Genomic DNA, 11,683 nt, shown 5'->3' on the forward strand with positions numbered 1-11,683 from the left:
TCTTTATGGGACACAAAAATGAGATTTATCATATAATTTAGCGAACATTCGCTCAATCTAACCAACTTGTTAAATACGAGGGATCTTCGACTTTCATGGCTTCTTCCGTTAATAATAATGGTCGAAAAGGGTCAACCATCACCGCATATTCATGGGTTTCTTTAACACCAATACTACGCTCCATAGCACCTGGATGTGGTCCATGTACGATGCCTCCTGGGTGAAGGGTAAAATCCATCAAATCGATATGATTGCGACTCATAAAATCGCCTTCTGTATAAAACAAAACCTCATCAGAATCAATATTAGAGTGGTTGTAAGGCGCAGGAATTGCCAACGGGTGATAATCAAAAAGTCGTGCTACAAAAGAACACACTACAAAATTGTGCGCTTCAAAATTTTGATGCACTGGCGGCGGCTGATGCACGCGGCCTGTAATGGGTTCAAAATTTTTGATATTAAATTTAAAAGGATAAAAGAAGCCATCCCAACCTACAACATCGAATGGATGTGTCGCATATATAAAATCCCAAATAAGATCTTCTTTTTTAACCTTGACTAGAAACTCACCTTTTTCATCTTTTGGTTCAACATGGGTTGGTAAAATAATGTCGCGTTCGCAAAAAGGTGAATGTTCTAAAAGTTGCCCGAACTCGTTTCTATAACGTTTTGGTGTATAGATTGGCGAATTACTTTCAATGAAAAACAACACATTATTTTCGGTTTCAAAAGTCATTTGATAAATCGTACCACGCGGAATAATCAAATAATCTCCGACTTCAAACTCTAAATCCCCAACAAAAGTTTTAAGAACACCTTTGCCTTCATGCACAAAAAACAATTCGTCCATGTGTGCATTTTTATAGAAATAATCGGTGGATTTTTTGGGTTTAGCCAAACCCATTTTAAGGTCATTATTCAACATTAAAATCTTACGACTGTCCAAAAAATCATCTTCTGGCGTCACATCTTTTCCTTTGAACATGCGGGGTTGGATATTTTTTTCAACCGCAATTTTAGGTGTTACATCTTTATAAAGTTTCACTTCCTTAATCTGTGTCGGACGATGGATGTGATACAACAACGACGAAATGCCATGGAAACCTTCTGTCCCGAACAATTGTTCGTAATAGAAATGCTCATCTGGCGATTTAAAAACGGTATGTCGTTTCTGTGGAATGTTTCCTGAACTATGATATCTCATTTTACTTCTTAGCTTTTTTCAAATTTAATCATTTTAAAAGACATGTTAAACGGATTCAAAAAAATAAAATTATTTCTAATCAAAATATTTTTGTTAGATTTGTCTAACTTTAAAAATAACATGAGGGAAACTTTTACTTTTATAATTATATTCTTATTTCAAATCGGCTTTTCACAAGAGTTAGACAGTCTTTCAATTTCCGAAATAACCACAGACAGCATCAAATTTTTCAACAAAAAAAACACCTCAAAATCAATTGAAACGGTTGTTATTTCTAAACCTAATCGACCAAAGAAAAAATCAAACAGCATCATTCCAATAGAAATTTACACGGCTTCTTTTCTCAAAAAAACCAAGAATAACAACATTTTTGACGCTGTTGGAATGATAAATGGTATAAAACCTCAACTCAACTGTTCGGTTTGTAATACGGGCGACATCCACATCAACGGTATGGAAGGTCCGTACACCCTGATGCTTATCGATGGCATGCCGATGCTCAGCGCATTATCAACGGTCTATGGTCTTAGCGGAATTCCTAGTAGTCTTGTGGAAAGAATCGAAATTATTAAAGGTCCTGCCGACGCAAGTTTTGGTGCCGAAGCTATGGGCGGAAGCATTAACATTATCACCAAAAACCCAAAATATGCGCCAAAATTAAGTCTTGATTTTTCATCTTCATCCCAAGCAGAACTGAATCTTGATATCGCTTCCAGCTTTAAAATCAATCCAAAAACAACAAGCTTAGTAAGTCTTAATCATTTTTATTTTGGAAACCGAATCGATGTCAACCACGACAACTTTACCGATACAGCATTGCAACATCGCCTATCTATTTTTAACAAATGGAATATCGAAAGGCAAAAAAATCGACGTGCTAGTCTTGGTCTTCGTTACTATTATGAAGATCGTTTTGGAGGCGAAATGTCATGGCAAAAGAAAAATCGTGGTGGCGCTGAAGTATATGGAGAAAGCATCTACACCAATCGTTTTGAAGCTTTTGGATTGTATGATTTACCAACTCTTGAACAAATTACGGCCTTATTCTCATATAATTATCACGATCAAAATTCATATTATGGAAACACTTCATTTATGGCAAATCAGCAAGTTTTGTTTGGACAATTGGAATGGCAAAAAAGTTTAGGAAAACATATTCTAAAATCTGGAATCGCTTATAAACTTTCAAAATACGATGACAATACGCCAGCAACTTTTAAAAATTCAGATACTGGAAATCTTTTGGATCGCTCTCTTTATGGCTTTTTTGTTCAGGACGAATGGCAAATATCCACTTCAAAGGCTTTACTATTCGCCTCCCGTATCGATTATGATACCGAACACAAAATGATACATTCGCCACGACTAGCATGGAAATTCAGTCCCAATCCTCAACATGTTTTGCGGGCAAGCTTTGGAAAAGGCTTTCGGGTTGTACATGTTTTCACAGAAGATCACGCGGCATTAACTGGTTCGCGAGATGTCATCATTTCAGAAACTTTAAAACCCGAAGAATCTTACAATAGTTTTGTTAATTATATTACCCAAGTCAAGTTAGGAACAGCACATTTAAACATCGATTTATCTGGATTTTATTCTTATTTCACCAACAAAATAATTGGAGATTTTGACACAGATCCTAACAAAATCATCTTCAAAAACTTGGATGCTTTCGCTGTTTCTAAAGGCATTTCTCTTAACCTTGACATGCTTTGGACCTCACCTTTTAAAATTAATTTTGGAATAAGTTATATGGATGTTTATCAAAAAGAAACAAATGAAAAAATCCAACAATTGCATGCGCCAAAATGGAGCGGCGTGTACAATCTAAGTTATTATTTTCCTAAAAATTGGATTCTAGATTTTACTGGACAATTTTACGGACCGATGCGTTTGCCAATTTTGGAAGACGATTTTCGTCCAGAATATTCAGATTTTTTCACACTTGCCAATGTACAGGTTAGGAAACAATTTAAACATTTTGAAATATATGCAGGAATTAAAAACCTTTTAAATTTTATACCTAAAAATCCAATTATGCGTCCTTTCGATCCGTTTGACAAACACACAAACGATCCTGCTAACAATCCAAAAAACTACACGTTCGATACGCTTTACGGTTATGCGTCAATGCAAGGTTTGCGAAGTTTTCTGGGAATTAAATGGGAATTAAAATCTAAAAAGTTTTAAATTTGAATTAAATCAAAATAGCCATGTCAAAGAAAACCAATGCTGTAAGGATTTTAGAATCAAATCAAATACCGTTTGAACTAAGAGAATATGAGGTCGACGAGCAAGACCTCAGCGCCGAACATGTCGCAGAATCCTTAGGCATTTCCCCAGAAAAAATTTATAAAACCTTAATCCTGAAAGGTCAAAAAGATCCTTTTCTTGTGGCCGTCATTCCTGGAAATGCACAATTGGATTTAAAGAAAATCGCGAAAGCTTCCAACAACAAAAACTGCGAAATGCTTCCCATGAAGGATTTGTTAGCAACCACAGGCTACATCCGTGGCGGATGCTCGCCTATTGGCATGAAGAAAAATTTCCCAACTTATATTGAAGAACTGGCGACTTTGGAAGAAGAAATTATCATCAGCGCAGGAAAGCGCGGTTTACAAATTATCTTAAAACCTGATGATTTGAAAAACATTATTAATGCTGAATTTGCTGATCTTTGCCACTAAAAAACCTTCCAAAATTTTTGAAAGGTTTTTAATTATTTTTAAGATTTCATTTTTCGTTGCCGTAACAATTTTTGAGACAATCTTAAGATTATTTAGTTAAATCTAATCCACCAAAATTTCCGGAACTCATCATCAAAAATACGCCATTGGTCTTATCCAAAGTTTGCCAATAGGCGTGAAGATCTTCGGCATTAGTGAAAATTTTCAGCTTTTCATTTTTAAATTTTTCTTTGATAAACTCGGGAGAAATTGCTTCCATTCTTTTAATCTTCAAGGCTTCTTCCGAATAAAATACAACTGCGTTATCTAGTCCATCCATAGCATGATCATATTGTTCTAAAAAAATAGGATTAAGACTGGAATAAGTATGCAACTCCAAAAATCCATTTTTTGTTTTATTAGGAAATTGCTCAGCAAAAGCCTTAACTGTTGCTTTCACCTTGCTTGGTGCATGCGCAAAATCTTTGTACAATACACCGCCATCTGGACGTTTTACTTTTTCCAGACGTTTTGATGCACCTTTAAAACTCATAATCGCTTCATAGAAAGCTTCTTCCAAAATCCCGAATTGTTGACAAATATGTCTTGCTCCTTCAAGATTTAATAAATTGTGCGCCCCAAAAATAGATAACGGAATGTCGCCCATCTCGGTTTTAAGATAAACTGCATCATCAAGAATCTCGTATTCTGGCGTTTTGTATGGAATTTTTCTGAAATAATTTTCTGCTCCTTCAACCACTTTTACCACTTCGGGATCTTCCTCGTTGTACACCAAAACACCGCCTGGCGTAATGCTGGCGACAAATTTCCTAAATTGCTCAACATAATCATCGAAGGTTTTAAAAACGTTGATATGATCCCAAGCAATTCCCGAAATCAAAGCGATATTCGGTTGGTACAATAAAAATTTGGATCGCGGATCCAATGTCGAAGAAAGATACTCGTCGCCTTCAAGAATCATAAAGTCGTTATCTTCTGTAATCTTCACCATACAATCGAAACCTTCCAACTGCGCACCAACCATATAGTCGATATTTTTTTGATGAAAATTAAGAACATGCAAAATCATTGATGTTATGGTCGTTTTTCCGTGCGAACCGCCGATAACGACTCTGGTTTTTTGTTTGGCTTGTTCGTATAAAAATTCAGGATACGAGTATATTTTTAATCCTAATTCTTTAGCTTTTGCTAATTCTGGATTGTCGGCATGTGCATGCATTCCCAAAATAACAGCGTCGATATCCGAAGTTATCTTTTCTGGAAACCAGCCCAAATCCTTTGGAAGAATTTCTTTTTTTTCTAATCTTGAACGTGAGGGTTCAAAAATGGCATCATCCGAACCAGTTACTTGATAGCCTTTATCTTTCAGCGCAATGGCTAAATTATGCATGGCGCTACCGCCGATGGCAATAAAATGGGTTTTCAATTCAAAAAATATTTACAACAAAAGTACTAAAATTTTGTACTAAGCCTCAGCATTTAGATTTAATTTACTTAACTGAAGTGGTGTTTTTGCTCCTGTTTTTCGTCCTATATTTTTCCGATGTGTGTCTACGGTAAAAATACTAAGGTTGAGTTGCTCGGCAATTTCCCGACTGCTGTTGCCTTGGATAATCAATTGTATGATTTCTATTTCGCGTTGGCTAAGTTGTTTCTTTCGAAAATTTTCGCCATCGTAACCTTCTGGGAAATAAGATTGTTTGTCTAATATTTTCCGAATAGCATTTTGCAGATCTTCGTTTTCAAAAGATTTTGGAATAAATCCGTTGACACCGATTTGTCTTAATTTTTCGATTGTGCTATAATCTTCGTTCATACTTACCACGAGAATGGGAATGTCTGGATATAGAGATTTTATTTTTTCTGCAGCTTCTAAGCCATTAAGTTCTGGCATATTAATATCCAGAATAATAAAATTGGCTTGGCATGAATTCAGTTTTTGCAAGAGCTCTCGACCTGTGCTAGCACATGAGATTACCTCGCCGAGTTGTTGCTCATTAATTATGTCTGTAATCCCTTTAACAAAGATGGGATGATCATCTGCGATTATAAATTGAGTTGTCATGGTATCGTTAGTTTATTGGTATTAGGATAATTAAAGTACTTCCATTTTTATTGCTTTCAATATTAATATTTGCTTTCAGAAATTGGATACGAGATTTCACAGATTTTAAACCAATTCCTGAAAATTGAGCTTCTGGATCGAAGCCTATGCCGTTGTCTTCCAAAAGAATTTCGATGTTATTGTCTTCGCAATAAATCTGAAAATCAATTTCTGTACACTCCGAATGTTTTATGGCATTATCTAGCAAAGCGATAACAATGCGATAAATATGCAATCGGTCGGATTCTTGCAAGTTAACATCTCCCAGACTTTGTACATCGTTAAATTTGATGTGTGGAAATTGTCTTCGGTATTGTTCAAATTTATTTTTTAAAAGTTCTGATAGATTACTTTCCTCAATATAAGCGGGCATTAACTGATGACTAATGCTCCGCAAATCGTCGTATATAATTTTCATCTCATGTAGAACTTCTGCTTTGATATTTTCGTCAATTGGATTTTTGGACTGAAAAATATTTTGTAGATAAAGTTTTAGACCCGACAAATGACTGCCAACACCATCGTGGATTTCTTGCGCAATCTCTTTTCGTTCTTCCTCTTGAAGATTGAGCATTTGAAAAGACAAATTTTGGTTTTCAATATTTTTGAGTTGTAATTGCTTTCTACTTTCCCGACTTTTTTTAACAATCTTAGTCAGGAAAAAAGCGGTTAGCAAACTTACTTCTACCATAAGCCCAACAAGAATATTGCCTGGTTGGAAATAAAACACCTGCATCTGCAAAAGCAGGTCCATAAGATAATTGATAAATGCAATTAAAATAAATATGGTTGCAACAAAGAAGTATAGACTGTCTTTGTCTTTTTTTATGCTTGCATAAATAATAGAGAAAAACAACAAAATGGTTCCTATAACCAAAATGACATCTAATGCTATGACAACCTCGCTAACGATAGGCGTCTGTACATTAAACAACAAACTAAGTAGTGCTGAACTAACAGCCAAAAAGATTGCTATATTTTTAGTAAAATGTAAAACCTTATAGAAACGAGGAAATTTGGTTTTCTGATCGGTGAACATTTGAAAAACTTTAATATTTAAAATTAAAGAAATCAACAGCCACAGCATTTTAGGAAATTGTATGTAGAAATGATAAAACCAATTGGGCAACAACAACACATCTACAATATTCTCGTTCAGACTAAATAAAATAATACTAAAAACATACAAACCATGCCACAGATGAATCTCCTTTTTCAAAAGAAAAAATAAGAAAATATTAAACAAAAACATAAAGGCAAAATATCCTAAAAATTGTCCTACGATAATACCATAGTTAAGTTCCCAAAACATCATATCTTCCACGGTTGTGACATCGGAGAGAAAATAGATTTGATTCGCATTAATCAATTCTACTTTAGCCAGAATTTTTTTATACTCGCCCGCTTGCAAAGAAAATGGTAAAACCAAAGCCCTTGATTGAAACAATCGTTCTTCGGCACGTTGTTGAGGGGAAACTTGGCCCAGAAATTTTGGCTGATCCGCAAGTGTTATATCATAAAAAGTAATTTTAAAATTGTTGTTATAAAAACTCCAAACCACTTGCAGTTCTTTAGAATTCACGTTTTTAATAGGTAAGACAAACCAATAACTCGCTTTGGTATATTGGCTATTAAACACCCGATATTCGCCACGCTTTTGAAAATGTTGTGTTGGTTCTAAATCAATAATTTTCTGCAAATTTAGCTGCCGTGTAGAATCCTTGTAAAACCTCACATATTGGGTCATATTCTCCCAATTGGCACCTTTTATCAGAAAAGTATCACGCGATTTTTGCTGCCCAAAAATAGATGAACAACAACATATTATAAAAATTAATAAAAACCGGTGTATTAAGAACATGCGTAAATTTAAAAATATAATTCAGATGTAATATACCTATTAGTAGGTATTCAATAAAAAATCCACAAAGAAAGTGTGGATTATATAATAAAAACTATTCGTTTTCGGATTTATTCTTTTGAGCTTTTAGCTCCTCATCATAGTCATGGAGAACATTATGTTCTGGTGTTTGCTCTATCGCATGCATTATTTTATTGAGGATTTCTGCAGGCGACTCTTTATCATAGTCGATATCCAAAGGTGCTTTAAACTCCATCGTTGGTTTTACACCAGTTACTTTTATTTTTAAACCTTTTTTATCAAAAGCCCTACGGAAACCATTTATCTTAATAGGAATCACAATAGGACGTTGGTTTTTCACCAATTTCGCGGTTCCTTTTCTACCTTGCGCAAAAGCCGAAGTTGTCCCTTGTGGAAAAGTGATAACCCAGCCATTATCCAAAGCTTTCATAATGTTTTCCACCTCGCTCATATCGACCATTCGGTTGACATTTTGACCTTCTGCACGCCAAGTTCTTTTAACAGTTACAGCGCCTGCAATTTTAAAAATACGGGCAAGAATTCCTTTGTTCATGGTTTCTTCCGCAGCAACATAGTAAAAATCAACTTTTGGGTTAAGAAGATATACTGGATTTTTTATTGTATTAAGATAACCGTTGTTAACCGCACAAAAAGCGTGATACATCGCCGCTACATCAGCAAAATATGTCTGGTGATTAGATACAAATAAAACATTGGTCTTTGGTAAATCAACAAGATGTTCTGTACCCGAAATTTTCAATTTGTTAAAGCCATTGAAACGACGATACGATACCAAGCCTAATATAAAAATTATAAAACGCTTTAGAACGTATATATTCCCGAAGGAATCTGTAAAAATATTCTTTTTGGCCATGCTTGAAAATTATAATTCAGGATGTCTTATTTTTTAAAAGCGCAAATTTAAACATTTTTAAGTAACAAGCTGAATTCACTTAAAATCATCGAAGTAGCGCCCCAAATAAGGTATCCATTAAAATCAATCACCGGAACTTCGTATCCACGACTCGTGCTCATCGCCATCATTTTTGGTTGATCGGGCAAAGACAACAAAGAGCTTACTGGGAACTCGATCAACTCAACAGCTTCACTCGCCTGAAGTGTAAAAACAGGATCTTTTTTGGTAAATGAAATAAAAGGATAGACATAAAAATTACTTGGCGGAATATAGATAGGCGTCATCTCTCGGATAATACGGATATAGTGCGTATCGATGCCCATTTCTTCGGATGTTTCCCGCTTGGCTGTATCTGCAAAATCGACATCTTCTTCTTCCCGTTTTCCGCCTGGTAAAGAAATTTGCCCACTGTGACGGTCGTGTTCGTTTTCGCTACGCACCATCAGTGGAAAATGCCATTCATTATTTTTTAAATATAATAAAATATTAACGGCCGCAAATTTTGGATCTCGGCTTAATATTTCATCATAACTAAATCGTGGACGATAGGCGGGCGAATATACACAATGCGCCGCTTCCCCTTTTAATTCAGTATTTTTTAAAATTTTTAATAAATCTTTTCCAAACTTTCGCATGACTCAAATTTAGTTAAATTATAGACATTACGAAAGTCTAAAACCAAGCTTTTTTTTATTTAATTTTATAAACTTAAAGGAATTCCTGAATAAAAATCTAAGAGTTTTTGACTGAATAAATAATTGAATTTTGACTGTGCTACATTGCCTTGTGCATTGGCATAATTGTTACGCGCAATATTGAGATCATAGATACTAGTTCGTCCTGCGTCGTAACTTTTCTCTGCAAAATCCAAAGCCAACTTTGTGCTTTTCTCTGCTTCTACTGCGGTAAGATAAGTTTCGTAATTGGCATCGGCATCAAAAGCGGCTTTTTGCACATTTTGTTTAACATCCAATTTTTGTTGTTCCAAATTATTTTTGGCAATATCTTGATTGATTTTGGATTGTTCTACTTGCAGTTTGGTTATACCTTTATTGAAAATAGGAATATTGGCAGAAACGCCAACTTGTTGTCCAAAATTATCTTTGTATTGTTGGAAAAAACCACGTTCTTTAATTGGCGTGCCATCAGGATTTATCCCAACCGTATTGGTTGCCAATGAATTAAAGTAAAAAGAACCCAAGCCTGCATTTGCTGTAAGCGTTGGCCAAAAGGCAGTTTTTACAACTTCTGTCTGTGCTTCGGAAGATTTGATGCGACTTTCCGCAGCTTTTATTTGCGGTTGATTAGCGTAGGCTTTATCGAGAACTTGCTCCACAGCCAAATCTGGCGCAGAAGGATCAAACATAATCGGCACATCGGCCACATCAAAACTTTTATAATCTGCCAACATTAATAGTTGAGCCAACGCAAATCGGCTACGGTCTCTGTTGACTTCTGCGACTTTCAAATTTTGTTTTTCCCGTGCTAGCGCAGCATCTGCTTCTGCCAAAATAGTTTGTGCAGTTGTCCCAACATCGGTTGTTATCTTAGCGCGGTCGCGAAGCTTTTGAGCATTTTGTAATGCGCTTTGTGAAATTTTAACAATTTCTTTATTCAGTAAAATGCTGAGATATTGTTGTGCAATCTGAAGCGAAATATTATCCTGAATGGTTTCGATATCAAATTGTGAGGCTTCTACATCGAATTGTACTTTTCGAATATTTTTTTCTAAACGTCCATTGTTATAAATCAAAACATTAGCGCCGACATTAGCACTATTATTAAAATTATCATTACGCTGCGTATTTCCAAAAACATCCTGACTTTGTCCAAAGGTCGCGGTGTTAGAAATACTTCCGCTGACATTCGGCAGATAATCTTTTTTGGCAATTGTCAAATTAGACTCCTGCATTTTTTTGCTATACGTATTTTGCAAAACCTGTAGATTATTCTTCACGGCATAATCTACGCACTCTTGCAAAGTCCAAATCTTTTGTCCATAACTTGATATACTAAAACAAATTACCGATGCTGCTAAAATATTACGAAGTATCATAAAAACAATTTATAAACAATAAGACATCAAAAATGATTATTTGTTACGTTTTTAAATAAAAAAATATTTTTTAATAATTTTCTGTAACTTTTTAACAATCTCCCTTACCTATTAGTATATAATCCGAGAATATGTCAAATCTAATTCTTAAAATTGAAGAACTCAACAAATCTTACGATACAGGTAAGAGCAAACTCCATGTTTTAAAAGGCATAAACCTCAATATTTCGGAAGGCGAGTTTGTTTCCATTATGGGATCTTCTGGCTCTGGAAAATCAACTTTATTGAATATTATCGGAATTTTGGATGAAGCAGACTCCGGGATTTATGAATTGGATGGCGTACCTATAAAACATTTGACAGAAAGTCGCGCGGCGGAATATAGAAGCCGATTTATAGGATTTATTTTTCAATCTTTTAATTTGATTAATTATAAAACAGCTTTAGAAAATGTTGCGCTTCCACTCTATTATCAAGGGGTTTCTAGAAAGGAACGAAATCAAAAAGCTTTAGAATATTTAGAAAAAGTAGGTTTGGCACAATGGGCCAGTCATCTTCCGAGCGAAATGTCGGGTGGACAAAAACAACGTGTTGCCATAGCGCGCGCACTTATTACAGAACCCAAACTTATTTTGGCCGATGAACCTACAGGCGCACTCGATTCTCAAACCACACATGACATTATGAAACTTTTGCAAGATATTAATAATGAAGGAAAAAGCATTGTCGTGGTAACACACGAGCCAGATGTCGCCGCACAGACCAAACGAAATGTGATGCTAAAAGATGGTCGTATCGAAAGTGACAAATACATTCAGCAAGTTGTTCTTTAAA

The 11,683-nt window shown here is 35.2% G+C and carries 10 protein-coding genes; 3 read left to right on the top strand and 7 right to left on the bottom strand.

What is annotated here, in order from left to right; all coding sequences use genetic code 11:
- Positions 1-52: 52 nt before the first annotated feature.
- Positions 53-1,204, bottom strand: a complete 1,152-nt coding sequence (locus tag G6R40_RS06030) for a homogentisate 1,2-dioxygenase (protein WP_165133003.1) — start codon at positions 1,202-1,204, stop codon at positions 53-55.
- A 120-nt stretch (positions 1,205-1,324) separates the two neighbouring features.
- On the opposite strand from G6R40_RS06030, the gene G6R40_RS06035 reads away from it, so the two are divergent.
- Positions 1,325-3,394, top strand: a complete 2,070-nt coding sequence (locus tag G6R40_RS06035; protein WP_165133005.1) for a TonB-dependent receptor plug domain-containing protein — start codon at positions 1,325-1,327, stop codon at positions 3,392-3,394.
- Between the two features lie 23 nt (positions 3,395-3,417).
- Positions 3,418-3,891 (top strand): Cys-tRNA(Pro) deacylase, encoded by a 474-nt coding sequence (ybaK, locus tag G6R40_RS06040; RefSeq protein WP_165133007.1) that lies wholly within the window; start codon positions 3,418-3,420, stop codon positions 3,889-3,891.
- 88 nt (positions 3,892-3,979) lie between these two features.
- On the opposite strand, the gene G6R40_RS06045 is transcribed toward ybaK, so the two are convergent.
- The 6 genes from G6R40_RS06045 to G6R40_RS06070 all read right to left on the bottom strand — a co-directional run bounded on the left by G6R40_RS06045 (position 3,980) and on the right by G6R40_RS06070 (position 10,849).
- Entirely contained in the window at positions 3,980-5,317 is a 1,338-nt protein-coding gene (locus tag G6R40_RS06045) for a UDP-N-acetylmuramate--L-alanine ligase (protein WP_165133009.1), read from the bottom strand.
- Between the two features lie 39 nt (positions 5,318-5,356).
- Positions 5,357-5,956 (bottom strand): response regulator transcription factor, encoded by a 600-nt coding sequence (locus G6R40_RS06050; protein WP_165133011.1) that lies wholly within the window; start codon positions 5,954-5,956, stop codon positions 5,357-5,359.
- A gap of 7 nt (positions 5,957-5,963) precedes the next feature.
- Positions 5,964-7,694, bottom strand: a complete 1,731-nt coding sequence (locus G6R40_RS06055) for a 7TM diverse intracellular signaling domain-containing protein (protein WP_262887667.1) — start codon at positions 7,692-7,694, stop codon at positions 5,964-5,966.
- Between the two features lie 256 nt (positions 7,695-7,950).
- Entirely contained in the window at positions 7,951-8,751 is an 801-nt protein-coding gene (locus G6R40_RS06060; protein ID WP_165133017.1) for a lysophospholipid acyltransferase family protein, read from the bottom strand.
- A gap of 47 nt (positions 8,752-8,798) precedes the next feature.
- Positions 8,799-9,428: an NUDIX hydrolase gene (locus G6R40_RS06065; protein WP_165133020.1), complete on the bottom strand. Its 630-nt coding sequence runs from the start codon at positions 9,426-9,428 to the stop codon at positions 8,799-8,801.
- Between the two features lie 65 nt (positions 9,429-9,493).
- Positions 9,494-10,849, bottom strand: a complete 1,356-nt coding sequence (locus G6R40_RS06070; protein ID WP_165133021.1) for a TolC family protein — start codon at positions 10,847-10,849, stop codon at positions 9,494-9,496.
- A gap of 143 nt (positions 10,850-10,992) precedes the next feature.
- On the opposite strand from G6R40_RS06070, the gene G6R40_RS06075 reads away from it, so the two are divergent.
- The gene (locus G6R40_RS06075) at positions 10,993-11,682 is read left to right on the top strand and encodes an ABC transporter ATP-binding protein (RefSeq protein WP_165137548.1); all 690 of its coding nucleotides are present in this window, start codon (positions 10,993-10,995) and stop codon (positions 11,680-11,682) included.
- The last annotated feature ends 1 nt before the right edge of the window (position 11,683 follow it).

Source organism: Chryseobacterium sp. POL2 (genome assembly GCF_011058315.1).
GTDB lineage: Bacteria > Bacteroidota > Bacteroidia > Flavobacteriales > Weeksellaceae > Soonwooa.